A 24,573-nucleotide genomic window follows, 5' to 3' on the forward strand; every position below is an offset into this window, starting at 1 on the left:
ATGACTATGACCATGAACCGCCGTGGGTTTCTACAAGGCGCTGCCGGACTGACATTTTTCATCGGTGCGGGAGGGATCTCATCCGTCCGGGCTGAGGCGGCAGTTGGCACGCTGGACGTCAATCACTGGTTGACGATCCGGGCCGATGGAAGCATCCGCGTAGTCTTCCCGTCGACCGAAATGGGGCAAAGCAGCTACTCCACGCTGCCACAGATTCTGGCCGAAGAATTGGATGCCGCTTGGGAAGACGTCGAGATCGAACAGTTAAACGCTGATGATCGGCGCTTTGGAAATCAGCTGTTTGGCGGTGTTTTGTATACAGCGGGCAGCACCGGAACGCAGTTCTATTTTGACCCCATGCGCAAGGCGGGCGCGCAGGCGCGCGACGTGTTGCTGCAAATCGCAGCGCGCGAATGGGGTGTGGACAAAGCCAGCCTCAGGACCGAACCAAGTGTTGTTTTGGGCCCCGATGGTCAACAGGCCGGGTATGGCGAACTGGCGGCGCTCGGTTCAAGGAATGTGACGGTGCCAGACGTTGCAACCGTGCCGCTGAAAGATGCATCCGCGTTTCGGATCATCGGGCAAGATCTGCCGCGTCGCGATGTTCCGGCCAAAAGCACAGGTCAGGCTGAATACGCGATCGATGTGGAAGTGCCCAATATGGCCTATGCGGCTGTTCTACGTGCACCAGTCGAGGACGAAGTACCGCTTTCCATCAACGACGACGCCGCACGCGAAGTACCGGGTGTCATTGATATCGTGACGGTACCGGACGGTGTTGCCGTGGTCGCGGAAAGCCTGTGGTCTGCCTTGGGCGCACGGGGTTTGCTTGAGGTCGAATGGTCCACCACCTCACCCTTCCGGACCTCAAACAGCGAAGAGACGCTGGCCGAATACGCCGCCGCTGTCAGCGCTCCCGAAGCGTCGGGGGCAACCTGGGCCGAGAAAGGCGACGCCCCTTCCGCCATTGGCAAAGCTGACCGTCTGTATTCACAGCTCTATCTGTCGGACTATGCTTACCATGCTCAGATTGAGCCGATGGCGGCTGTCGCTGATGTCGACGCGGACGGGCAAGGTGCTGAGATTTGGGCGGGCACACAAACGCAGTCGTGGACTGCGCGCACTGTGTCCGAGGTGTTGGGCATCCCCGTCGAAAACGTTCGACTGAATATGATGACAATGGGTGGAGGCTTTGGTCGACGCACAGCCCTGATGCAGAACTATGTTCGCGATGCAGTACTGTGCTCGAAAGCTATCGGACGCCCAGTCAAAGTGATCTGGCCGCGTGAAGACGACGTGAAGCAGGGGACTTTCCGCCCGATTGCAGCCCAAAAGCTTGAGGCCGGCCTGACAGCGGACGGAAAACTGGACGGGTGGTATCACAAGGTCGCCACACCAACCGTGATCGGATTTTTCAATCCCGTACGTTGGGATGCGGTGAACCCCAACGATGTGATCTCGATGCGGGGTGCGGAGAGCAAATTCTATGGGATCAAGGATTTCCGCGCCGATCACCTGATCATGGACCGACACGCGCGCCTTGCCCCCTATCGCGGTATTGGTGCGTCCTACACGGCCTTTGCGGCAGAGTGTTTTATGGATGAACTGGCAGAACAGGCCGGGCGGGACCCATTGGAGTTCCGGCTAGATCTTGTTTCCGAAAACCCGCGTGGGCGACACCTGATTGAGAAGGTGGCCGAGATGTCGGATTGGCAAAATCGGGGTGATCGAAACCTAGGGCTTTCTTTCGCTGGCTACAGCTCCTCCATGGCCGCAGGTGTGGCGGAAGTTGAAGTTGACGCGGACAGTGGAGAGATCCAGATCACCAACTTCTGGGCCGCAATCGATGCCGGCCTGATCGTCACGCCAGACAACGCGCTCAATCAGATCGAAGGTGGTATCGTGTTCGGTATCTCGATGGCTCTTTCTGAAAAGATCGACATTGAAAACGGTGAAGTGGTGCAGAGCAACTTCTGGGACTACGAGATCACACGCGCGTCGCAGATGCCAGAAATTGAGATCTACGTCGCAGAGGTTGATGCGCCGCCTGTAGGTGTTGGCGAGGTCGGCACGCCGATGGTGCCTGCGGCCATCGCAAACGCGTTCTATGCCGCGCAAGGCAAGCGCCTGCGCCATATGCCGTTTACGCCGGATCGCGTCACCGCCGCGCTGGAAACGTAGGGGCCTAAGGATGCTGCCAGTCATTTCCTTTGACCGGCGGCGGATTGACCAGAGGTCCTTTCAAACTGCCGTCGGTTGTGACGCTAACCCTACTTTGTGCAGCGCAAACTGTTGCCGCGAATGCCTACTCATAGAGGTCTTGAACTGCCTTTAAGAGGCCTCCTGAAAGTTCTTAAGGATAAATCATGCCACAAAACCTAGACATCATTGCAACCTGCAGGGTGTCCTGAAATTGGCTTACACTTTGTTCAATGCGAGAAGGTCTGCTTTCAGTTCGCACCACAATACAAAACGCCCCCACAGTGCTCTGGGCTATCGCCCGCCAGCGCCCGAAACCATCATCCCGATGGATCATAGGTCGATGATGTACTAACAATCAATTTGGATCAGTCAGATGAGGCTGTTCATCACCCGGAATCACCTCTCCTGCTCGCAGCTTCACGGTTTGCATATGCTCGGCACCTAAGTCTTTAATTGGGTAGCGGTTCAATCTTACGACAGAGAGCGTGTTCATATCACTGCACCTGACCAAATGAATTATGCACGATCCTGCGTGGTCCGTGCAGTTTGCACGCTATCTCCAATCCTCAAAGGTATCGAACAAATAATCTGCCAGAGCATCGCTAGCGGGTTCGCCAAGCCGGTCGCCGCATGCTGGCCGCGATTGTGAGCTGCGCTTATTTTAGTCGAATTGAACATTTAGTGCCTCACTGCTGAAAATACATGCGCATCATCGCAAACCAAAAAGCTCATTTAAAATCAATGGCTACAAAGCGAAATTAACGACCTTCTTTGTTCACTTGAGGTACGAACCTCAAAAATTTCTGGACTTGAGGTGCGTACCTCAAATAGCCTTGGAAGTATGCCGCGATTCGCACATCCTCGATTGACGGCGCAAAAAGGGAGGAATGGATGACTTACACAAAACTGGCCTCGGCCAGCGCAATAGTCCTTGCCGCTACTACTCTTTCTACCAAGGCAAATGCTGAAGATCTGACACTATGTTGGGCTGCATGGGACCCGGCCAACGCGCTTGTTGAGCTATCGAAAGAATTCGAAGCAGAATCCGGCCATACGATGAACTTCGAGTTTGTTCCCTGGCCAAATTTTGCGGACCGGATGCTGAACGAGCTGAACTCTGGGGGTAAGCTCTGCGACCTGCTGATTGGTGACAGCCAATGGATCGGCGGTGGCGCTGAGAATGGTCATTATGTCCAGCTGAACGAGTTCTTCGATGCTGAAGGCATCAGCATGGATGACTTCGCGCCGGCCACTGTCTACGCGTACTCGACCTGGCCCAAGGGTACACCAAACTACTATGCGCTGCCTGCTATGGGCGATGCAAACGGCTGGTTCTATCGCAAGGACTGGTTTGAAAACCCCGACATCCAGGCTGCATACAAAGAGGCAACTGGTCAGGACCTGCGTGAACCGCAGTCTCAGAAAGAATTGTTGCAGATCGCGCAGTTCTTCCAGGGCCGTGAGATCGACGGCAAGACAGTCTATGGGGCAGCAATCTTTACCGAGCGCGGCTCTGAAGGGATCACCATGGGTGTGACCGGAGCGCTGTATCCCTGGGGCTTCAAATACGAAAACACCCCGGGCTCATATGACATGGAAGGCGCGGTAAACTCACCCGAAGCAGTTGAGGCTCTGGAATTCTACAAGGAGTTCTACAAGACAGCGACGCCCCCGGGATACACCAACTCTTATATGGGTGAGAGCTTGGACGCTTTTAAGTCCGGTCAAGTCGCCATGGCGATGAACTGGTTTGCGTTCTTCCCAGGTCTCTATGCCGACCCCAATACCGGCGGTGACAAGATCGACTTCTTTGTGAACCCACCCCAAAATCAGGCAGGTTCGACACTGGGCGGACAAGGTATTTCTGTCGTCAGCTACTCTGACAAACAGGACGCCGCACTTGAGTACATTAAATGGTTCGCACAGCCCGAAGTTCAAGCCAAATGGTGGGAACTTGGCGGATACTCCGCACATAACTCGGTGCTGGAAGATCCCGGTTTCGTAGACAGTCAACCGTTTGCCGGTGACTTCCTGGAGGCAATGGGCGGTGTGCAGGATTTCTGGCAAGAGCCTGCTTACGCGGAGCTTCTGCTGGCAATGCAGAAACGCATCCACGACTACGTGGTTGCTGACCAAGGTACAGCTCAGGAAGCGTTGGATCTTCTGATCGAAGATTGGACGGAAGTATTCGAAGACGAAGGCAAGCTGTAATCCGGACACAGGCCGGAGCGGGTGCAATCCCGCTCCACCTTCACCCGTGAGTCCTAAACCAACAAGAACTGGCAAAGAGATGTCTGACAGGACCGTAGATCGCGTTGCGCAGGCAACGCCCGAGCGAGTTGCGCGAAAAATCCGGGGATTATCCGACCGCGCGATCGCCTGGATTTTCATCTCCCCAACGATTTTTCTATTGCTGGCGATCAACATCTTTCCGTTGATCTGGACCATCCAACTGAGCTTTACCAACTACAAGGCCAACCGGATCGGGCGTGAAGTCAAAGATGTCGGTCTCAGGAATTACGAGCGTATCCTGACAGATTCTGACACCTGGCTGAATATGCAGGCGACGGCACACTTCCTGTTCTGGACGATCTTTTTCCAGGTCCTGATCGGGTTTACCCTGGCGTGGCTGATCAACAAGAAATTCAAGGGCAACGATCTTTGGACCACAATTATCGTGCTGCCGATGATGCTGTCTCCGGCGGTTGTCGGGAACTTCTGGAAGTTCCTGTATCAACCTCAGATCGGCCTGTTTAACTACATCGTGTCGTGGTTTACCGGCAAGGACCCATCGAGCTTTGAAATGCTGGGGTCCGTCACGTTGGCCCCATGGGCGATCGTGATTGTCGACACTTGGATGTGGACCCCCTTTGTAATGCTGATCTGTCTCGCTGGTCTGCGCAGCATTCCTGACTACATCTACGAGGCCGCTGAGATCGACAGAGCCAGCAAGCTGCGGCAGTTCTTTACGATTACCATCCCGATGGTGTTACCGTTCCTGATGCTCGCTGTGCTGTTTCGAGGGATCGAGAACTTCAAAATGTTCGACCTGGTGGTTCAGCTCACCGGCGGAGGACCGGGGTCTGTTACGGAACTCACTTCGATCAACCTGAAACGCGAAGCCTTTGAAAAATGGCGTACAGGCTATGCGTCAGCCTATGCGATCATCCTTTTCGTCACCGTGTTCGGCCTTGCGTCGATCTACGTCAAAGCCCTGAACAAGGTGAAACAGAGATGAGCAGTTTTTCCGTCACAGAACCTTCGAACCGGTCCAAATGGATCGCAGGCTTCCTGGTCATTACTTATGCGCTGATCACGATGATCCCGCTGGTGTGGATCTTGCTGACAGGCTTCAAATCCCCGGCCGATGCGATCAGCTATCCACCCAAAGTGGTCTTTGACCCAACGCTTGAAGGCTACGTCAACCTCTTCACCACGCGCACACGGCAGACGCAGGAGTTTCTGGAAGCGAACCCACCGCAGAATTGGGCCGATGAGATTGTCCGCCAGTACGACATGGTGATAGTCGGGCCGTCCAAGTTCGGCGAGCGCTTTATGAATTCGGTTATCATCGGATTTGGCTCAACGTTCTTGAGTATCTTCCTTGGCACGCTGGCCGCCTATGCGTTCAGCAGATTTAAGGTCCCACTCAAGGACGACCTTCTGTTCTTCATACTTAGTACAAGGATGATGCCTCCGGTTGCTGTCGCCATCCCGATTTTCCTGATGTTCAGAAACCTCGGTTTAAGCGATACGCATCTCGGGATGATCCTGCTCTACACGGGGGTGAATATTTCCCTGGCAGTTTGGTTGCTTAAAGGGTTCATCGACGAAATCCCAAGAGAGTACGAAGAAGCCGCCCTCATAGATGGCTACACGAGGTTTCAGGCCTTCTACAAAGTGGTGCTGCCGCAAGCCGCCACAGGCATCGCGTCAACTGCGATCTTCTGCCTTATCTTCGCCTGGAATGAGTACGCGTTTGCCGTGCTGCTGACATCCGCGAATGCGCAGACTGCACCACCGTTTATCCCGACCATTATCGGTATTGGCGGCCTGGACTGGCCTGCTGTGGCTGCAGGTGCCACGATCTTCCTGATCCCCGTCATGATTTTCACCATCCTGATGCGCAAACATTTGCTGCGTGGGATCACATTCGGAGCCGTACGCAAATGAGCGAGTTTCTTACCGGATTGCTACGGCTCCGCCGCGGCCCATGGGAGATGGTTGCAACCATCCTAATCGCACTGGGTGTCTTCATGCTGATGCAACCCTTTGTCCTTTGGGCCTTCACCTACTCTTTCATCGTCACGCTGATCGGAACCGTCATGTTCATCATCGTCAGCCATTTCCCGGAGTAGAAATGGCCCAGATCGTAGTCAAAAACGTAAAAAAGATGTTCGGCGATTTCACGGCTGTCCGCGAAAGCTCGTTCACGATTGAGGACGGCGAGTTTTTCATGTTGCTGGGCCCGTCCGGTTGCGGAAAAACCACGACCCTGCGGATGATCGCGGGGTTGGAGCTTCCAACTTCGGGCGAAATCTATCTGGACGGCGAAGAGATCAGCCAGCGGCCGCCATCAGAGCGGGACATTGCCTTCGTGTTCCAGATGTTCGCGCTATATCCGCATATGAACGTGCGCAAGAATATCAGCTATCCGCTGATATCGCAGGGCATGCCCCGAGCCGCCGTAAAGGCCAAAGTCGAGGAAGTCGCGGGCATCTTGGGGATCAAAGACATCCTCGATAGCCCGGTAGGTGGGTTGTCAGGCGGCGACAGGCAGCGCGTGGCGCTCGGGCGCGCAATTGTTCGTGAACCCAAGGCGTTCATGATGGACGAACCTCTTGGCGCCCTGGATGCCGAGTTTCGTGAGCACATGGCCGAAGAACTACGCGCGCTTCATGATCGCATGGGCGCAACCACTGTTTACGTGACACACGACCAGTTGGAAGCCATGCAAATGGGCGACAAGATCGTGGTGATGAACAACGCCGTGATCGAACAATTCGGCACGCCGCAGGAAATCTACGACAAACCAGCTACGATGTTCGTTGCGGATTTTATCGGGTCTCCTTCTATGAACTTCCTACCGTTTCAAGGAAAGGTCGCGCCTGGCTCGGAAATGGTTCGACTGAATGGCCATGACGAAGCCGTGCCCAAACTGATGGAAAGTGCGGAAGGTGACTTGGTTTTCGGCGTTCGCCCCGAGCATGTTTTTCTGTCAGACAACAGCGCCTACCGGGCCAAGGTTCTGGCCGCAGAATATTTGGGAACCACCCAGATCGTGACGCTGCAAAGCCCGAACGGAGAGCTGAAAGCCCGGATTGATGCCCGAGAAACCGTTAATCCCGGCGAGACTGTGGGATTGGAATTCCGCTCACCTGCGGTAACCCTGTTTGAAAAATCTACCGGGCGCGCGTTGAGGTCCGCTCTGAACGACGAGGTACTAAGCAATGGCTGAAGTCGTTTTGGAAAACATCTCGAAATCCTTCGGCAATCTTAAAGCAGTGGATGATATCTCAATGACGATCCCCAACGGCGCTTTTGTGGTGCTGTTGGGCCCGACAGGTGCGGGAAAAACAACGACGCTGAGATTGATTTCCGGGCTTGAGAAACTGGATTCTGGAACGGTGCGCATTGCCGGGCGTGACGTTGGAATAGATACACCTGCCCAGCGCGATGTGGCGATGGTCTTCCAGCAATACTCGCTGTACCCGCATATGACAGTGCGTGAGAACCTGTCTTTCCCTCTGCGGTCGCCGATCCTGAAGACGCCAGAGGATGAGATCGCGAGGAAGGTCAACGAAGTCTCGGAAATCCTCCAAATCCCGCACAAACTGGACAACAAAGCCACCGAACTGTCTGGTGGCGAAATGCAGCGTGTATCGATAGGGCGGGCGCTGGTGCGCGACCCCCAGATCTTCCTGATGGATGAACCACTCAGCTCTTTGGACGCCAAGTTACGGGCGGATTTACGAGTCGAGTTGAAAAGGATTCAGGCCGATCTGGGGTCGACTTTGCTCTATGTGACGCACGATCAGGTCGAAGCCATGACAATGGCGACGCATATTGGCGTGTTGGAAAACGGAAAACTGGTTCAATACGGAACACCCCGGGATATCTATGAAAACCCTGGCAGTGTTTATGTCGCCAGCCGGTTGGGTCTGCCGCGGATCAACATCCTGCCATCCGAGTTATTCGGAGGCGATCACAAAGGCCCGCAGATTGGCTTGCGCCCAGAAAACATCATTGAAGGCGAAGGCAGTGAAGCGCGTGTCATACGTGCCGAACATCTGGGCGATCAAACACGGCTGCACCTGGACCTGAATGGTCACCCGGTTGTGACCCTGATTGATGTCCATCAGGACTACCCATCTGGAAAGATAATAAAAATCCGTCCCAACAACCCGCTGTATTTTGACGCGTCCGGCGCGCGCGTGAATTAAGGAGCAAAAGCATGGCCCAGTTCCTCAACACAAAAGAAACCCTGGTGACAGAGGCGATAGACGGCCTTCTGGCTTCCTCTGGCGGTCAGCTTACGCGGTTGGACGGCTATCCGCATATCAAGGTTGTTTACCGGTCGGATTGGGACAAGTCGAAGGTCGCCCTGGTGTCCGGAGGAGGATCTGGTCACGAACCAGCCCATGCCGGTTTCGTTGGTGCCGGTATGTTGACAGCCGCGGTCTGCGGCGAAGTGTTTGCATCCCCGTCAGTCGAAGCAGTTTTGGCGGGCATTCTTGCTGTCACGGGTGAGGCTGGATGCTTGCTAATTGTCAAGAATTACACCGGTGACCGGCTGAATTTTGGACTGGCGGCTGAACGCGCTCGTGCATTGGGTCGCAAGGTTGAAATGGTCGTCGTCGACGATGACATCGCCCTGCCCGACCTTCCGCAACCACGTGGCGTGGCGGGTACGTTGTTCGTTCACAAAATCGCCGGAGCGCTCGCCGAAAGCGGTGCCGATTTGGACACCGTTACCGCCGCAGCGAGACGCACCATAGCAAAGGTTGTCAGCATCGGCATGAGTCTGGACACCTGTACGGTTCCGGGATCTCCGAAAGAAGACAGGATCGCGCCGGGGAAGGCAGAGCTTGGCTTAGGTATTCATGGCGAGCCCGGCGTACAGCAAGTCGAGTTCTCAAATGCTGTTTCGGCTATGTCCACGGTCGTGGAGAAGCTGAAGCAAAGGGTTGGGTCTGGGGATTGCGTGGCGTTGGTCAACAACCTGGGTTCAACGACTCCGCTAGAAATGGCTGTCCTCACGCACGCGTTGTCCGAAACTGATATCGCCCACCATATCATTGGCCCGGCACCCATGATGACATCGCTGGATATGCACGGGTTTTCGGTTTCCATTCTGCCCGTGGATCAAGACGATTTGTCAGCCCTGGAAGCACCCGTTGATCTGGCCGCATGGCCCGGGGTCAATTCCATCGACCCGATCAAAGTTGCACCATTGCCTGATGGCCTGACCCCGATCGATCCAATTCCTTCGAACAATCCCGCAACAAAGGAAACGATCACCCGGCTGTCTGAGCTGCTGATCAACGCCGAGAAAACCCTGAACGAGCTGGATGCGAAATCCGGAGATGGCGATACAGGAAGCACATTGGCGACTGCCGCAAGAGCATTGCAAGGTAGCCTTGACCGCATGCCGCTTGCTGATCTGACACAGCTGTTTCCGGCGTTGGGCAATGAACTGAGCCAGACCATGGGTGGGTCGTCCGGTGTGATTCTTGCGATCTTTTTCAACGCGGCTGGGGATGCCTGTGCAAGCGGAGCCTCCGTGCCCAAATCCCTTGTCGAGGGCCTGAACCGTGTCAGCCAGGTCGGAGGTGCCAAGGTCGGTGATCGGACAATGATTGACGCCCTGGCACCGGCACTTGCCGCGCTACCATCTGGTCTGACACACGCGGCCGAGGCTGCCCGCGAAGGCGCGAACAACACCGCAAATATTCGTCGTGCGAAGGCGGGTCGCGCGGCCTATGTTCCCGAAGAAAACCTGGTTGGACATAACGATCCCGGTGCTGAGGCGGTTGCTTTGTTGTTTGAAGGCTTGGCGCGGGAGATTGAGGGCTGAGGAACACGTGGAAGACCAAAAACAAAAACTAGAATTGGTAAAAAAGCCAACCGTCAACGACCTCGCGCGCGTCGCGGGTGTCAGTCTCGCGACTGTTGACCGGGTCTTGAATAGACGCCCCGGCGTGCGGGCCGTAACCGTACAGAAAGTACAAAAGGCAATTGATGAGCTGGGCTATGTGCGCGACACCGCTGCGGCTAACCTTGCGCGAAACCGGGTTTACAACTTCCTCTTTGTTCTGCCCGACACGGACAACGAGTTTGTGGAGGCAATCAGCAGTCAGATCGCAGAACAATCCCGTGACCAATTTATCGAGCGGACTCGCATTGATATAAAGAAGGTCGCTCCGTTCGAGCCGCAAGATATCGTCAACATTTTGGATGCTGTCGACAGTTTGGATGTTGATGGGGTTGCCGTTTTTGGGCCCGAAACGCCTTCTGTCCGCGACGCTGTAAAAAGGCTCAGGGACAAAGGCGTTCCGGTGGTTGCCTTGGTATCTGACTTGCCCAGTTCAGAGCGAGACCACTTTGTGGGAATCGATAACGTTTCGGCAGGACGAACCGCCGCTCAGCTGATGGGGCGGCTTGTCCATCGCGACGGCAAGGTCTTAGTTCTTACAGGATCCCGTTTGGCGCGTGACCACCTGGAGCGTCGCCAAGGCTTTGATATTGTTGTGGCCGAGGAATTTCCGCACCTCCAAGTCGTAGCGTCGGTTGAGGGCCGGGATGACCCGGATCTGATTTACAAGATGATGCCCGAGATCTTCGAAACCTATCCGGATCTGGTCGGAATATACTCGTCAGCAGCGGGCAATGCCGGCCTGATTCAATTTCTTTCAGAGAACAGGTTCAGCAAGGATCTGGTGATCATAGCGCATGAGCTCACTCCGCTCAGTCGTGAGGCGCTTAGGCTTGGCACATTTGACGCCTTAATCTCGCAAGACACCGGGCATATTGTTCGTTCTGCCGTCCGTCTATTGCGCGCAACTAAGGACAAGGTTCCATTCAACAAAGCGCAGGAACGTATCCGTATCGACATCTATCTGAAGGAAAACTTACCGCCATAGAGGCTTAGGTTTTGGGGAGGAAATTTTATGAAGACGATCAAAGGTCCAGCTTTGTTTCTTGCGCAATTTGCGGGGGACGAAGCGCCGTTCAATTCGTGGGACGCGATCACTAAGTGGGCGGCTGATTGTGGATACAAAGGCGTTCAGGTTCCCAGTTGGGATGGCCGGTTGTTCGACCTCGAACAGGCCGCATCCAGCGCTGGGTATTGCGATGACTTCAAAGGCAAGGCCAAGGAAAATGGTGTCGAAGTCACGGAACTTTCAACACACCTTCAGGGCCAGCTTGTAGCCGTTCACCCAGCCTATGACAGTGCGTTTGATGGGTTTGCCGCCGAAAGTGTCCGAGGGAACCCGAAAGCCCGGCAGGAATGGGCCGTGGATCAGGTCAAAAAGGCTCTGACAGCATCCAAAAACCTGGGCATTTCCGCACATGCAACATTCTCTGGCGCGCTGGCATGGCCCTATGTCTATCCTTGGCCGCAACGCCCTGCCGGCTTGATCGAAACGGCGTTTGATGAGCTTGCGCGTCGTTGGGTGCCGATCCTGAATCACGCCGATGAATGCGGTGTCGATGTCTGCTACGAAATCCACCCCGGAGAGGACCTCCACGATGGTGTGACCTACGAGATGTTTCTGGAACGGACGGGAAATCACCCAAGGGCCTGCATGCTATACGACCCGTCGCACTACGTGCTGCAATGTCTCGACTATCTGGACAATATCGACATCTACAAAGATCGGATTCGGATGTTCCATGTCAAAGATGCCGAGTTCAACCCAACAGGGCGGCAGGGTGTCTATTCCGGATATCAAAGCTGGGTTGATCGGGCCGGGCGCTTCCGTTCATTGGGCGATGGCCAAGTGGATTTCGGTGCGGTCTTCTCAAAAATGGCCGCGAATGACTTTGATGGTTGGGCTGTTGTCGAATGGGAATGCTGCCTCAAACACCCCGAGGATGGTGCACGCGAAGGCGCTCAATTCGTATCCGATCACATCATCCGTGTGACCGAGAAAGCCTTTGATGATTTCGCCGACGGTGGCGCTGACGAAGCCGCCAATCGTAAAATGCTGGGGATTGAGTGATGGTCACAGGACGCAGTGAAGAAACCTCGGGTCGCATTCGCCTTGGCATGGTTGGCGGTGGAAACGACGCCTTCATAGGCGGTGTTCATCGCATAGCCGCGCGACTGGACGACAAATTCGAACTGGTTGCCGGTGCCTTGTCTTCGACGCCAGAGAAATCTCTTGAAAGCGGTCAGGCATTGGGGCTCGAACGGGTCTATGAAGACTTCAAACAAATGGCGATAAGGGAAGCCCGGCTGAAATCTGGGATTGAGGCGGTCTCAATCGTCACGCCAAATCACGTCCATTATGCAGCCGCGCGTGAGTTCCTGAAACGCGGTATTCATGTCATTTGTGACAAGCCACTCACCTCGACTCTTGCCGATGCAAAAAAGCTGGTCAAAGCAGCGGAAAGCGCGAATGCCTTATTCATTTTGACCCACAATTACACGGGCTATCCAATGGTTCGGCAGGCGCGTGAAATGGTTGCCAACGGCGATATTGGCAAGATCCGGGTGGTTCAGGTTGAGTACCCGCAGGACTGGCTGACCGAGCAGCAGGATTTCAAACAGGCTGAATGGCGAACCGATCCCGAACGCTCGGGCGCGGGCGGATCAACCGGTGACATCGGGACTCATGCTTACAATCTCGCTTGCTTTGTAACCGGGCTGACAGCAGAAAGCCTAGCGGCGGACTTGCAGGCCTTTGTGCCGGGGCGCAAAGTCGATGACAACGCCCACGTATTGCTTCGCTTCGAAGGCGGAGCGCGAGGTATGTTGTGGTCTTCTCAGGTGGCTCCCGGAAATGAAAACGCACTTCGTTTGCGGGTCTACGGCGAAAAAGGTGGTCTGGAGTGGGCCCAGGAAGATCCCAATTACCTTTGGTTCACACCATACAACGAACCCAAGCGTCTGATCACCCGAAATGGAGCTGGAGCTGTTGATGCTGCCAATCGGCTAAGCAGAGTCCCTCCGGGACATCCCGAGGGATATCTTGAAGGTTTCGCCAATATCTATGGAGAGGCTGCTGAGGCGATCCAAGCCTTCCGAAACGGGATTTCACCTGGCGCGTCCGTTGTTTATCCAACGGTTTATGACGGGCTCAATGGGGTTAAGTTTGTAGCCGCGTGCGTGCAAAGCTCTTCAAAGAATGCGGCTTGGGTTAGCTTAGCTTGAAAATCTGGCTTTGGGCATGAGGCAAACATCTTGGAAGGCAGCCGGGGTATCTGCCAAAAACCGAAGAGCGGGCAGCCCATCGATGAACTCTCCGGAGCAATAAACGTCACTGAAGCGGTTTTAAGCCCTGATCCCGAAGACGGGCGCGGAAAGCTTGTTTATCTAACCGAGGCGGGCCGCATTTTCAGGAACCAAGCCATTGTTCACGTCAGCGAGGTCTTCGGGCATCTTATCGGGCCTGATCAACTGGCAATCATGCAACGCACCAAGGGTGATCTCGCAGAACTTCGGAAGTATCTCGACAATAATCGCTAGCTTTCGAATTTGATTTACCCTGCGGGCTTTCGGGTATCGTTCAAGGATGCCGAACCTTGCACCTGTTTAGAAAGAGTATCCGTGACTGGTCGTCCAGCAATGCGGCGACCAACCCCCCGCTCTTGAAAGATAACCCGCAGTGTTGACAAAGCCGGCGAATGTCTGCGATCGGGCCGTATCGGAGTCAGCTAGACGTCTACTCCTTGATCTATGAACAAGTGGTTTGGTGCGCAGTTCGATTTGACAATGGTCTGTTTTCTAGATGACGTGTGAGGTCCATGAACGACAGTCAAATGACCCGCTGATTGAGCTCCTTAGGATCGTCAACGTCCACCTCCCAAAACTCCTGAGCATCTTTTGGTAGCTTCGCCAAAACGCGCTCGAAATCGCTGGCATTTGTGTAACGACGGATTGCCCAAGCAGTGGCCTCAATTGCGTTATCCGGCGTCAAGTTGTGATGTTTGCGAACGTTCTTTGCCTCGGCCAGTAAGTCTTTGCGCGGCTTGAATGGTACCGGCGGCTCGGAGACATTCCATCCTGTGACAAAGACTGCCCTCGCCACACTTGGAAGAACTGATGCAAAATCAATCCCTTGCTGAGCTGTCAAGCGTCGGCGAAACACTTGAAAAACAGCGTCTACAGCAGTGTAGGTCATATTGTCCGAATCTAGTGACATGCGCTCTTTGGCGTCATCAAGGAATGCCCGCCACTCTTTAGACGCATGTCTGTATGTCCATGGCATTGGCATTAAGTCGGCCCCTTTAGTTATCCGATGTCCAGCATCTGAAGGTCCGTAGATCCTGTTGTCGCACCAGCCTGTGTCAACAACGAATGAACCTGGCCGCGATGATGTGCCTGGTGATTGGTCATGTGCACCAAATTGAAGCCCAGCGTCGTTTGAACGTGTTCGTGCCCCCGTTTCCACGTGATAATGGACAAGAGGTCCTGTGATGTGAGCGTATCGGCCCAACCAACGATCTGTTCATCCAATGCTTCCCGCTGTTCGACATAGTCCAACCAATCGACCGGAGTGTCTGTATACGGATGCCGCACAGCGATCTCAGCAACGATCCCGCTGTCATGGCGAAACCGAGCCAACCAGATGCGATCGTCCCAGAGAATGTGATTCAATGTCTGTGCGATAGATCTAAAGAACGCACCTCGATCCTTCCATCGATCTTCATGGGTTAAGGAATTCGCCGCGGTGATGAGTGATCGGTTCTGCCATTGATTGTAGCGGGACATTGTCGCTGCGAACTCAGATGTGATCATAGTATTTGTCTCATTCGGCTGACTTGGGATACCGTAACCGCCCTCTGTTTCCGAGGTTAGCGTGTCTCGAACGCGTGCCGCATTCCAAGGCCGACGAACGTTGCAGCGTAGCCACGTTTCAGCCACATGAGTGACGTAGGCGTCCGTTCGATACGCGCGCGCACCACCGAGGCGAACCCATCATAACAGATTACAACCACAAAGTTCATGACCATAAACACAACGCTGAGGACAAGCATATGACGCACAGGTGTCGAGACGCCAGCAGGAACGAATTGTGAAAAAATGCTAGGAAGAATACTGATAGTTTCGGATTCAGAATGTTGATCAGAAACCCAGTTGTCGCAACTTTGCGATACGTGTTCGCTCGTCCTTTCTATCAAACTGTACAGGGCGTCATCTCTCAAAATCCGCGAAGCATGGAATTGTAAGTACTGTGTGCCAACCCACTTCAATACATGAAAGAGAACCGCACTTGTGTTCAAAAACGCAGCCAATCTCACGATTGCCGCCGTCAAGTGAGGAACGATACCCAAAGTACATCCCATCGCTGCCGCAGGGCTGCCTTTCGCCCCTCGCGCCAATCCAGTAGCAACCGTATAGATCACACCTGTGCCCAGCGCGACTACAACGACAAAGGACGTGATCAGCTCAGCTCAATCGCTTGTTGTTCAGAGGCACACTGCCTCATACCGCGAGCTACTCACCATATCGTTGCAGCTGGCGAAGTGAGTACCCGCCTTTGTGGATTCTCCTTCGACCCCAAAAGCCTAAGTCAGGTCTCTCCACTGCATCGTCCAAAGTCATGCTTGCACGCCAAGCAACACAAGTATTCGATGCCAACAGAACCCGATTTGGCAGCAGGGATGGCATATTATTCATCCAACAGTCTGATCTGATTGATTGGCGTCAGCGACAACGGATCAAAGCGCATCAAAGGCTGCCGTGAAACCCGCTAGTGACACAGGCACTTCAAGCGTTTGCCCACCATCCAGCGTATAGAGCGAGATTTGCACCGTGTTACTCTGTTTCATCTGATCCACAATCCCCGGCCCAAGTGTCAGGGGTACCACACAACCGAAATTCTGGCAGGTTCGCATCGGAAGATTCCACCGGGGGCCACCGTCGATGGACAGTGAAACACCCTTGGTGATGTCCAACCCAAATGGCACGATCACAATACCCGAGGCCGCGCCTTCGGCGTTTCGCTGCAGCTCAACCCGCAGCAGTAGGCCGGACTGGTTCTGCAGGTTCAGGCTTTGGCTCATGGCGCATTGCCGTTGATCAGCCTCTTGGGTGCAGTTCACTGTCCAGCTTTGATATTGCGTGGATGTCGTTTCTGTCGTCTGTGCCGAGCCCATGCCCGACACCGCGACAAGAGCGCCGCCGCCCCACGCCAGAACCCTGGATATGTTGATCATTCAGAACCGAACCTGCAAACCCAATGTGGCTTCCAGTTCGTAGCTATCCCCAAGATCATCAAGACCAGTAAGGTAGTTCAGCGAACCAGAAAGCTCGTAACGTTCGTTCAGGATCATACGCGCGCCAAGGCCCAGTTCAATGCCGGTATCGTCGATCTCCTCGTTAAACTCCATCCCACCGGCCGAAATCCGGGTGGTCGGGTCAAACTCGTGATAAAGGTTCACGACACCAAAATAGCTGCCGGTGCCGCGACTGTTGGCAAACCATTTGTTCGCGGACAGCCCGAGCCGCGCCAGTACGCTGTCGGCATCGTCAAAGACAACATTGTTGCCCGAACTGTCGGTGAAGTCGTCTACATCCAGCGAGGCATAGGTCAGCTGCGCCTGAGGGATCAGGACCAAGCCCGGTTTCACCTCGTAAGGGCGACCAACCTCAACCGAAATCGCGTATTGGTCGGAGTCGATGTCGTTCTGTTCTAGCCCGGTGGAAGGATCGCGCGTATCGCTGGAGTTATCGTTGTACTGAAGCTGTGTGTCGACATAAAAGCCACGCGCGTCCAGCCAGGTGGCGCTAAGGGTTAGGCCCAGCGACGTCGTGTCGATATCACTGTTGCCCTGATCGGTCCGCACCGTACTTGAGGCATCATCATAGCTGATCGCCACCCCACCGTAGAGCGCCCCATTGGCGAATTCGGACAGCAGCGTATCTGCCCCAACCGCTATCGTATAGGTGTCCGTCCGCACCGTGTTGATCCCTGCGTCCGACCGAACCGGCGCGATTTCGCTACGCCGTCCGGTGAGTTCCAGCCAGACCGGGGTATCCGGGTAGGACAGGACATCACCATCGGTACCAAATTCACGAACCCGTTGTCTGGTCGCGTCCCCAGAAGGTGCAACAGCGGTTCTTGCGGCAGTACGCGCCTGGAAACCGCGCACACGGTTCACTGATTGCAGGATTGAAGGCAAAGCCTCAAATGAGGCGATACTAGATCCAACAAGGATCGGATTGCCGGACGCATCCAGGCTGGACAGCACAAAGCTGCCGCTGCCAGTGTCGACAAGACGATAGCCAAACGGACCCGCAACCACAATTTGTTCGCCGGTGGCTGTCTGAGATGTTCCATTCAGCGTGAAGATTCCATTTGACGCTCCACCGACTTGGATAATTTCAATCCCATTGATGGTTTCGGCCCCGGCACCACCGATATTGTTGACCGACACAAAGGTCGTGCCCGAGGTGTCGCCTGCGATCTGAAGCATGTCCGTGGCCGACCCGTCACCGCCAAGTTCGACATCCAGCAGGATCGTTCCGCCAGTGCCGACAAAATCGTCACTGACAGTGATGACATCGCCCACCGATCCGTTCTGTGCCGAGAGCATACCGCCATTGGTGATGTTACCGGTCAGGCTGGTCGCTCCGGTATTCAGACGCAAACTGCTGCCTGATTGAACTGTAAGCCCGGTTCCGGCACCGCCATCACCCGCGGTCAGGCTGTTGTCGGTCAGTGTGATCGTCGAATTATTGGTAATCTCGATCACTTCGAAGTTGGTCACGTTTGCCCCAGCCAGTACACCGCTGCTGCCAAAGCGCAGCGTGTCGACAAAGCCGTCCCCACTGGAGGAATCGTCGCCACCGTCAAAAAGGGTAACGCCGCTGAAATCACCACCGGTGAAGTCTAAGGTATCGCTGCCATCGCCCAAGGTTATAGCACCTGTGACCGCAGCGCCCGCGTTTACGGTCACTGTGGCGTCAGACTGGTCATTGGTGATCGCCGTACCAGATGTGGCACTGATGGTGCTGCCAGAATTCAATGTGATATTGACTGCCGTGCCAGCACCGGCCTGCGTCGCAATGCCCGCACCTGTGCCGCCGGTTACGGCACCTGACGTGGTGATGGCAATCGAACCCGAGCCCGTGTTCTGCGCAAAAATACCCGTGCGCCCGCCGTTGGCGTTGACTGCGGTAATCGTTAGGTTAGTCCCCGCATTCCGCCCGTTAATCCCATCCGAAGAGGTGCCTGAAGCCGTTCCTGTGGACGTGATTGTCAAAGCGCCGGTGCCATTGTTACGCGCCGTGATGCCGAAACTTCCACCGTTTGTATCAACGGCAGAAATCGTCATATCGGTCGCCGTTCCGGCGTTGTTCGCGTACACCCCGGTACCGCTTGTCCCGATCACAACACCTGTAACCGTGATTGTCATCGCGCCCGTTCCTGTGTTGCGCGAGTAAATCCCCAAGTTCGCCCCCGCTATGACCGAGTTATTGGCATCCGTAAACGAAATGCTGTCACTGGAACGCAGATTGAGCCCATTCCCGCTTGAGACCGTATGCCCAAACCCTGGCTGCGTTGTCACTGTCAGAGGGGATGCGCCTGAATTCAGCGTAATGGTTGCGTCACCACCCGTTGCTGGACCCGAGCAAGAATAGGTTCCGCCCCCCGACGGCGTGCAACTGCCGCCATATGCAGTGCGGCCATATGCGCCGACGACGGCAAGCGCCATGGATGAGGTCAGAAGAATATTGGATTTGCGAAGCGGAGCTGACAGGCTTTGATTTTTGGGCACGGGTGACAATTTCTTTGGACTGGTTACTGTCTTACCCTATCCAGTGAGCCGCGCTTTTCCAAGGATCAAGTTAATTAAGTGTTAACACACTTCGCAATTCCACTTGGGCGCTCAATCTGTGATTGTTTTTTACGCATCTCAGGTAGCGGGAAATTCACCGTTTTTTGCCTTGATTAAGAGCTGCCTTAAGATCGCCAATGCTGTCAAAATTCTACATGTAAAGTGAAGCACAGCCTGAATTGTTTTCAATTTCGCAACAATTTTTCCTTCCTCCAGGCTTTGTGCAAAAGGAGTGCTGAATACCGCAATCGCTACGAATGGCCGGTTAATGAAAATCCCGGCTTGGGAACAATCGCTTTGCCTGATCCCGCGGGTGCATTGCCCGCGCGGGATAGCGGGATCGTTTGAGCGTATCATCCGTGCGGGCAGCTTCGGTGCTCAGGGCCTCTGGCTGTGGATGCCCCAATTCGGACAGCTTATGCGATAAGTCCTGAATGTCCTGAGCAATCAAGTGCACGACGATCCCTTCGCGTTGCAGATATCCTGTGACTCGCAACAAGCGCCCCCCCATCACAATACGACGGAAGCGGTCATAAACCTTGGGCCAGACTACCACATTGCTGACCCCGGTCTCATCCTCCAAGGTCAGGAAAATAACACCCGAGGCCGTGCCGGGCCGCTGGCGGGTGATGACAAGGCCACACACGCTGTACCGCCCCAGCGGCACCTGTTGCAAAGAGGCATGTGTGACCAATCCCGGCAATGAGGGGCGCAGCAGTTCCATAGGATGCGCCCGCAGGGTTAGACGGGTTGAGACATAATCCTCGACCACCTCTTCACCCAGCTGCATAACCGGCAGATTGACCTGCGGTTCGTGAACCATTTCTCCGTCAATTGGATCGTTGAATAACGGCAGAGGTTTCGGGCTTTGAATCGCCTTGACCTGCCAGAGTGCATCGCGCCGGGTCAGGCCCATATCCGAAAAGGCATCCGCCTCGGCCAGCCGCGTCAGGACATCTGGACGAAGCCCGGCACGCAGCCAAAGCGCCTCTGGGTCCGGGTAACCATTGCCACGCGCAGCCACAATCCAGCCTGCGTCTTCTTCCCTGAACCCCTTGATCTGGCGGAACCCCAGCCGCAGGGCCAGCGCGCCATCGGGGCGGCGTTCCAGAATATTGTCCCATTCCGAATGATTGACGCAGATGGGCCGCACCTCGACCCCGTGCTCACGCGCGTCGCGCACGATCTGGGCAGGGGCATAAAACCCCATGGGCTGAGAGTTCAGCAGTGCACAGGCAAAGATCGCCGGGTGATGACATTTCAACCAGGCCGAAACATAGGCCAGCATGGCAAAAGCGGCTGCGTGACTTTCGGGAAACCCATAATCGGCAAAGCCTTCGATCTGCGAGAAACAGCGCTCTGCCACCTCAATGTCATAACCTTTGTTCAGCATCCCCTTGATGAATTTATCCCGGAATGTGCCGATCGTGCCCATCCGCCTGAACGACGCCAGAGAACGGCGCAAATGGTCGGCCTCTTCCGCTGTAAAGCCTGCCCCAACCACCGCGATCTGCATCGCCTGTTCCTGAAACAGAGGCACCCCTAACGTGCGTGCTGTCACCTGTTCCAGTTCCGGGCCAAAGGGTTCCGGTTTTTCCTTCCCATTCCGTCGTCGGATATAGGGTTGCACCATATCCCCTTGGATGGGTCCGGGGCGAACAATGGCGACTTCGATCACCAGATCATAAAACTCGCGCGGTCGCATCCGGGGCAGAAAGTTCATTTGCGCCCGGCTTTCGACCTGAAAAACGCCGACCGCATCCGCGCGGCAGAGCATGTCATATGTGGCCATGTCGCCCTGCGGCACCTTGGCGATGCTCAGATTCTCACCCTCATGCGCTTGCAAAAGATCAAAGGATTTGCGCAGGCAGCTGAGCATACCCAGCCCCAGAACATCGACCTTCAGGATATTGAGCGCGTCGATGTCATCCTTGTCCCAACAGATGACAGTGCGATCCTCCATCGCGGCATTCTCAATCGGGCACAGCTCATCCAGACGCCCCTTGGTGATTACGAAACCACCGACATGCTGAGACAAATGGCGCGGAAAACCGATGATCTCACCTATCAGGCGGAGGGTTTGCATCAGGCGACGATCGTCAGGGTCCAGCCCCAACTCTCGCACACGGTCCAGGTCAACGCCGCCATTGGTCATACCCCAGATCTGACCGGATAGCCCTGCAGTCACATCCTGCGATAACCCCATCACCTTTCCGACCTCGCGGATCGCCGCGCGGGTGCGGAAATGGATCACAGTGGCACATAGGCCAGCACGGTGGCGGCCGTATTTTTCATAGACCCACTGGATCACCTCTTCGCGCCGCTCATGTTCGAAATCGACGTCAATATCCGGCGGCTCGCCTCGGTATTTTGACACAAACCGTTCAAAAACCATGGCAATCTGACCCGGAGGGACATCCGTAATACCCAAGAGGTAACACAGCACCGAATTGGCCGCCGACCCGCGCCCCTGGCAAAGAATGTCTTGTGAGCGGGCAAACTGTACAATGTCATGTACGGTCAGGAAATATGCTGGGAACCGGAGGTCGGCGACCACCGCCAGTTCTTTGTGCATCAACTCGACCACCCTATCGGGCGGCCCATCAGGATAGCGGCGTTTTAACCCTTCACGCGCTAACCGTTCCAACCGAGCCTGAGGTGGCTCGTCTGTTGCGATCTCATCCGGGTATTCGTAGGACAGTTCACTCAGGTCAAAGCTGCAGCGGCTTGCAATCTCCAATGTGCGGTGCAGCGCGGCAGGATGGTCCCGAAAGACACGCGCCATATCGGTGCCTGCCTTCAGCCGCCGTTCCCCATTGCGTAAGGCGCGCGTTCCTATCTGATCGATCGTAATATGTTCGCGCATACAGGTCAGCACATCGGCCAATTGTCTGCGGCTGGCCCGATGCATCAGCACATCCCCCACCGCCACCATCGGCGCGCAGGTTCTTTGCGCCAACCGGGCGCATTCGGCCAAATAGGCCTGATCGCTACCATCATAGCGTGGCACCGCACCCAGAAATACATGATTGGGAAAATGTCGCCGCATGGTCTGTATATCCGCTGCGGCCTTCTGCAAGCTGCTCTGAGGCAGCGCAATCAGCATCATGCCCTTGCACGCTGCCAGCAGATCCTGCGTATACAGCTCACAGTCCCCTTTATCCGCGCGTCGCTTGCCCAGGGTCAGCAATCGGCTGAGCCGCTTGTAAGCTGCCAGATCACAGGGCAGCGCCACCCAGTCCAATGAACTGTCCCGCAGCACCAGCCGACAGCCAACAATCAGCTTAGGCAATACCGGGCAGTCTGGTCGGGCAAGGGCTTGCCTGTACCCAACCTCCTGCCGCGACGATGAATCTACACATTGCTCAGACTGAATCTGTAACGGCTGCCCCGTCTGCCGCTTCAACTCTTTCAGTGCAGACCAGGCGCGAACGACACCTGCCAGCGAATTGTGATCCGTAACGGCAATCGCGGACAGCCCCAGTTCAGCCGCGCGCAGTACCAGTTCTTCGGGATGTGACGCCCCAGTCAGAAAAGTAAAATTCGTGGTGACGCACAGTTCGGCATACCCGGTGCCCTGCGCATTGGCCTCCAGCGTATCACGGCGAAAGGCTTCTACTGGGCGGCGGGTGCGGTTCACTTCGATCATGAGAACTCTCCCTGTACAAACCAGCCCGGATTCTGCGGCGTGTAAAACAGCCAGAGCCTGCGCCCCTGCAGAGTTTCCACCCGCCAGTAATCGCGTAGGCCAGAGCGCCAGTTTTCATCGGCCAACCACCATTCAGGGGCAATGCGCTCTGGTCCAGTCGCGCGGCTTGCTGTCAACGACATGCGTCGCCAGCGGAAACGCCTAGGTGGCTGTGGACCTGTTGCAGCAATCGGCTCGGGTGGGAACAGGCAAAGGGGGCGCGGGTGCTGGCTGCTCCACCCCCTTGAGGCTTCACAATAGGCGGCGGCTGCAATAATAAAGCTACGCTCGGGGATGTGGCTGTCAGCCGGTAAAAACCGCTGAATATTCTCGAGCCCAACCCGAGTGCCTAGCCGGGTTATCAGGTCCTCTAACTGACCCTGCCCCCACCCCACAGCATGGCTGAGCTGTTGCACGGGTAGCTCTTCGACCTCCGCAGCCTCCAGCCGCAGCTGATCAATACCAAACCCTGCATCGATTTCCCCCAGCCCGCGTTCAAACAGGGGCAAAATGCGATGAGGATCGCGCAAGGGCCGGGCCAGACGCAGCTCAACCTGCTGATACCCCTGATCTACCCGACGCAATGTCATGCACAGCCTGCGCGCGCCCATCTCTTGCGCCTTCAGCTTGGCGCAGAGCTGCACCAACAGCCGATCAGCCCCCGCCATAACATCGGTCAGCAACCCGATCGGCTCTGGCAGGGTCATGCGCACGGCATAGCGGGGCGGATCGGCCAGTGGCATAATTTCTTCCGGCTGCGCTCCTAAGGCCTGATCCAGCCGAAGTAGCACCCCAGCCCCAAAGCGGCGCGCCAGTGGTGCGCGCGGGGCTGCGGCCAGCGCGCCGATTGTATGCAACCCCATACGCTGCAAAGTAACCGATGTCTCTTCATTCAGGCGCAAAGCCGCCACGGGTAATGGGGCCAATGCCCCCAACATATCACCGACAGGTGCCTGCCCCTCACCGTAATGAGCCAGCGCCCAAGCCGCACCCCGCGTATCGCCGACCCCGACCTGCACCGACAGCCCTGCGCGCGCAAGCCGCCCGCGTATATCGGCCAGCATCGCTGCCTCACCGCCAAACAGATGCGCCGACCCGGTGGTATCCAGCACCAGCCCGTCGTCACCTTCCAGCCCCACCCAAGGGCAATATCGCGTCGCCCATCGGCGCAGAATATGTAGAAAGCGCAAGTCTGACTGAGGATCAGCGATACCGCTTTGCAGGGTCGGGCAAAAAGCACGCGCATCCGCATACGCCATACCATTATGCAGCCCTTGCTCTGCCGCCGCGACATTCATGCAGTAAATGCGATTGGCATTCCGTTGCTTGAGGGTCAGAACAAAAGGTCCGTCCATCGGGCACTGACGCAAAACCCGGTCAGTCGCCAACCGGGGAAACCACAATGAAATGATGCGCCGCTGCATCTCATCGAACATGTTAGCTTCCGTGTTCTTCTTTTGTTCCTTTTAAGTTTCTCCCTTTACAGAGTCGAGTCTTACGATCACTTGTAGACAAGCCCTGATGCGTCGATGTTTGATTGCGATGCGAACAGTTTATTTGACTGTTTGTGGCTCGACGTGGCTGTTCTGAGGTTTTCTGACGCTGGTTGCGGGAGCAGGATTTGAACCTGCGACCTTCAGGTTATGAGCCTGACGAGCTACCGGGCTGCT

The 24,573-nt window shown here is 55.6% G+C and carries 19 protein-coding genes; 12 read left to right on the forward strand and 7 right to left on the reverse strand.

Translation table 11 applies throughout. The features are described from left to right. The 12 genes from ACR0KG_RS16075 to ACR0KG_RS16130 all read left to right on the forward strand — a co-directional run bounded on the left by ACR0KG_RS16075 (position 1) and on the right by ACR0KG_RS16130 (position 13,897). Positions 1 to 2,181 (forward strand): xanthine dehydrogenase family protein molybdopterin-binding subunit, encoded by a 2,181-nt coding sequence (locus ACR0KG_RS16075; RefSeq protein ID WP_480827836.1) that lies wholly within the window; start codon positions 1 to 3, stop codon positions 2,179 to 2,181. A gap of 912 nt (positions 2,182 to 3,093) precedes the next feature. Next, positions 3,094 to 4,413, forward strand: coding sequence for an ABC transporter substrate-binding protein (locus ACR0KG_RS16080; protein ID WP_480540328.1), 1,320 nt, complete (start codon positions 3,094 to 3,096; stop codon positions 4,411 to 4,413). Between the two features lie 79 nt (positions 4,414 to 4,492). Beyond that, a complete protein-coding gene (locus ACR0KG_RS16085; protein WP_170332156.1) occupies positions 4,493 to 5,440 on the forward strand; it encodes a carbohydrate ABC transporter permease in 948 nt (315 codons plus the stop codon). Continuing rightward, on the forward strand, positions 5,437 to 6,375 hold the full coding sequence (locus ACR0KG_RS16090; protein WP_010442361.1) for a carbohydrate ABC transporter permease: 939 nt from the start codon (positions 5,437 to 5,439) through the stop codon (positions 6,373 to 6,375). The genes ACR0KG_RS16085 and ACR0KG_RS16090 overlap by 4 nt, the downstream gene beginning before the upstream one ends. Further along, on the forward strand, positions 6,372 to 6,560 hold the full coding sequence (locus ACR0KG_RS16095) for a hypothetical protein (RefSeq protein ID WP_155150119.1): 189 nt from the start codon (positions 6,372 to 6,374) through the stop codon (positions 6,558 to 6,560). The genes ACR0KG_RS16090 and ACR0KG_RS16095 overlap by 4 nt, the downstream gene beginning before the upstream one ends. A gap of 2 nt (positions 6,561 to 6,562) precedes the next feature. Further along, positions 6,563 to 7,660 (forward strand): ABC transporter ATP-binding protein, encoded by a 1,098-nt coding sequence (locus ACR0KG_RS16100; RefSeq protein ID WP_480827837.1) that lies wholly within the window; start codon positions 6,563 to 6,565, stop codon positions 7,658 to 7,660. Continuing rightward, entirely contained in the window at positions 7,653 to 8,645 is a 993-nt protein-coding gene (locus tag ACR0KG_RS16105) for an ABC transporter ATP-binding protein (RefSeq protein ID WP_480827838.1), read from the forward strand. Before ACR0KG_RS16100 ends, ACR0KG_RS16105 begins: the two co-directional genes overlap by 8 nt. Before the next feature lie 11 nt (positions 8,646 to 8,656). After that, positions 8,657 to 10,279 carry a dihydroxyacetone kinase subunit DhaK gene (locus tag ACR0KG_RS16110; protein ID WP_480827839.1) on the forward strand — a complete coding sequence of 541 codons (1,623 nt, stop codon included), beginning with the start codon at positions 8,657 to 8,659 and terminating at the stop codon, positions 10,277 to 10,279. 7 nt (positions 10,280 to 10,286) lie between these two features. After that, positions 10,287 to 11,345 carry a LacI family DNA-binding transcriptional regulator gene (locus ACR0KG_RS16115; RefSeq protein ID WP_480551629.1) on the forward strand — a complete coding sequence of 353 codons (1,059 nt, stop codon included), beginning with the start codon at positions 10,287 to 10,289 and terminating at the stop codon, positions 11,343 to 11,345. A gap of 27 nt (positions 11,346 to 11,372) precedes the next feature. Continuing rightward, positions 11,373 to 12,428, forward strand: coding sequence for a sugar phosphate isomerase/epimerase family protein (locus ACR0KG_RS16120; RefSeq protein ID WP_480540314.1), 1,056 nt, complete (start codon positions 11,373 to 11,375; stop codon positions 12,426 to 12,428). Further along, complete coding sequence (locus ACR0KG_RS16125; protein ID WP_480551627.1) at positions 12,428 to 13,582, forward strand: Gfo/Idh/MocA family protein; 1,155 nt, start codon at positions 12,428 to 12,430, stop codon at positions 13,580 to 13,582. Before ACR0KG_RS16120 ends, ACR0KG_RS16125 begins: the two co-directional genes overlap by 1 nt. A gap of 30 nt (positions 13,583 to 13,612) precedes the next feature. Further along, the gene (locus tag ACR0KG_RS16130; protein ID WP_480540310.1) at positions 13,613 to 13,897 is read left to right on the forward strand and encodes a hypothetical protein; all 285 of its coding nucleotides are present in this window, start codon (positions 13,613 to 13,615) and stop codon (positions 13,895 to 13,897) included. A 289-nt stretch (positions 13,898 to 14,186) separates the two neighbouring features. Here the strand turns inward: ACR0KG_RS16130 and ACR0KG_RS16135 are convergent, their stop codons facing one another. The 7 genes from ACR0KG_RS16135 to ACR0KG_RS16165 all read right to left on the reverse strand — a co-directional run bounded on the left by ACR0KG_RS16135 (position 14,187) and on the right by ACR0KG_RS16165 (position 24,339). Next, positions 14,187 to 14,645 (reverse strand): DUF2267 domain-containing protein, encoded by a 459-nt coding sequence (locus ACR0KG_RS16135; RefSeq protein WP_480551625.1) that lies wholly within the window; start codon positions 14,643 to 14,645, stop codon positions 14,187 to 14,189. Positions 14,646 to 14,662: 17 nt separating this feature from the next. After that, positions 14,663 to 15,169, reverse strand: a complete 507-nt coding sequence (locus tag ACR0KG_RS16140; RefSeq protein ID WP_480551623.1) for a DinB family protein — start codon at positions 15,167 to 15,169, stop codon at positions 14,663 to 14,665. Between the two features lie 56 nt (positions 15,170 to 15,225). Next, a complete protein-coding gene (locus ACR0KG_RS16145) occupies positions 15,226 to 15,819 on the reverse strand; it encodes a LysE family translocator (protein WP_480827853.1) in 594 nt (197 codons plus the stop codon). A gap of 273 nt (positions 15,820 to 16,092) precedes the next feature. Beyond that, positions 16,093 to 16,590, reverse strand: a complete 498-nt coding sequence (locus ACR0KG_RS16150) for an invasion associated locus B family protein (protein ID WP_480551621.1) — start codon at positions 16,588 to 16,590, stop codon at positions 16,093 to 16,095. After that, positions 16,591 to 19,155 carry an autotransporter family protein gene (locus tag ACR0KG_RS16155; protein WP_480551619.1) on the reverse strand — a complete coding sequence of 855 codons (2,565 nt, stop codon included), beginning with the start codon at positions 19,153 to 19,155 and terminating at the stop codon, positions 16,591 to 16,593. A gap of 325 nt (positions 19,156 to 19,480) precedes the next feature. Further along, complete coding sequence (locus ACR0KG_RS16160; protein ID WP_480827840.1) at positions 19,481 to 22,864, reverse strand: error-prone DNA polymerase; 3,384 nt, start codon at positions 22,862 to 22,864, stop codon at positions 19,481 to 19,483. After that, positions 22,861 to 24,339 carry a Y-family DNA polymerase gene (locus ACR0KG_RS16165; protein ID WP_480827841.1) on the reverse strand — a complete coding sequence of 493 codons (1,479 nt, stop codon included), beginning with the start codon at positions 24,337 to 24,339 and terminating at the stop codon, positions 22,861 to 22,863. Before ACR0KG_RS16165 ends, ACR0KG_RS16160 begins: the two co-directional genes overlap by 4 nt. Between the last annotated feature and the right edge of the window lie 234 nt (positions 24,340 to 24,573).

It is taken from the genome of Ruegeria sp. H4 (genome assembly GCF_056533065.1).

Excerpts from the sequence above, each read along its gene's own strand:
- ACR0KG_RS16105 (WP_480827838.1), top strand. The coding sequence starts at position 7,653 with ATGGCTGAAGTCGTTTTGGAAAACATCTCGAAATCCTTCGGCAATCTT.
- ACR0KG_RS16100 (WP_480827837.1), top strand. The coding sequence starts at position 6,563 with ATGGCCCAGATCGTAGTCAAAAACGTAAAAAAGATGTTCGGCGATTTC.
- ACR0KG_RS16150 (WP_480551621.1), bottom strand. The coding sequence starts at position 16,590 with ATGATCAACATATCCAGGGTTCTGGCGTGGGGCGGCGGCGCTCTTGTC.
- ACR0KG_RS16125 (WP_480551627.1), top strand. The coding sequence starts at position 12,428 with ATGGTCACAGGACGCAGTGAAGAAACCTCGGGTCGCATTCGCCTTGGC.
- ACR0KG_RS16120 (WP_480540314.1), top strand. The coding sequence starts at position 11,373 with ATGAAGACGATCAAAGGTCCAGCTTTGTTTCTTGCGCAATTTGCGGGG.
- ACR0KG_RS16135 (WP_480551625.1), bottom strand. The coding sequence starts at position 14,645 with ATGCCAATGCCATGGACATACAGACATGCGTCTAAAGAGTGGCGGGCA.
- ACR0KG_RS16140 (WP_480551623.1), bottom strand. The coding sequence starts at position 15,169 with ATGATCACATCTGAGTTCGCAGCGACAATGTCCCGCTACAATCAATGG.
- ACR0KG_RS16090 (WP_010442361.1), top strand. The coding sequence starts at position 5,437 with ATGAGCAGTTTTTCCGTCACAGAACCTTCGAACCGGTCCAAATGGATC.
- ACR0KG_RS16095 (WP_155150119.1), top strand. The coding sequence starts at position 6,372 with ATGAGCGAGTTTCTTACCGGATTGCTACGGCTCCGCCGCGGCCCATGG.
- ACR0KG_RS16165 (WP_480827841.1), bottom strand. The coding sequence starts at position 24,339 with ATGTTCGATGAGATGCAGCGGCGCATCATTTCATTGTGGTTTCCCCGG.
- ACR0KG_RS16075 (WP_480827836.1), top strand. The coding sequence starts at position 1 with ATGACTATGACCATGAACCGCCGTGGGTTTCTACAAGGCGCTGCCGGA.
- ACR0KG_RS16080 (WP_480540328.1), top strand. The coding sequence starts at position 3,094 with ATGACTTACACAAAACTGGCCTCGGCCAGCGCAATAGTCCTTGCCGCT.
- ACR0KG_RS16160 (WP_480827840.1), bottom strand. The coding sequence starts at position 22,864 with ATGATCGAAGTGAACCGCACCCGCCGCCCAGTAGAAGCCTTTCGCCGT.
- ACR0KG_RS16085 (WP_170332156.1), top strand. The coding sequence starts at position 4,493 with ATGTCTGACAGGACCGTAGATCGCGTTGCGCAGGCAACGCCCGAGCGA.
- ACR0KG_RS16110 (WP_480827839.1), top strand. The coding sequence starts at position 8,657 with ATGGCCCAGTTCCTCAACACAAAAGAAACCCTGGTGACAGAGGCGATA.